Annotated in this window: 1 pseudogene; it reads right to left on the bottom strand. The window is 47.9% G+C overall.

The features are described 5' to 3' along the window. Positions 1-50: 50 nt before the first annotated feature. Positions 51-261, bottom strand: a pseudogene (locus CWB66_RS21715) (ATP-binding cassette domain-containing protein); the annotation flags it as partial.

Genomic DNA, 261 nt, shown 5'->3' with positions numbered 1-261 from the left:
GTTATTTGTTTGGCACTTGCAGCGTCGGCGTGGCTATGGTCTTGAGTTTACATAATTGCTGGTAGCTTATGATCGCGGATTTGGCTAAATTCGTGTTCGCGTGTATCAACACGCAGTTGGGTGTCGAGGTTGCTATCGGGTTCGTCGAGTAACATGGCTTTAGGTTCGCTCAGCAGCATACGTAATAATGCAACACGGGCTTGCTGCCCGCCCGATAAGTTATCGGGGTGACGATTACCCATATTTTTAAGACATACTTGC

Origin of the sequence: Pseudoalteromonas sp. S558 (genome assembly GCF_005886635.1) — a bacterium.
Taxonomy (GTDB): domain Bacteria; phylum Pseudomonadota; class Gammaproteobacteria; order Enterobacterales; family Alteromonadaceae; genus Pseudoalteromonas; species Pseudoalteromonas aliena.
Note: the sequence above shows the minus strand (reverse complement) of the source record. Positions and strands in the feature narration are given on the sequence as shown.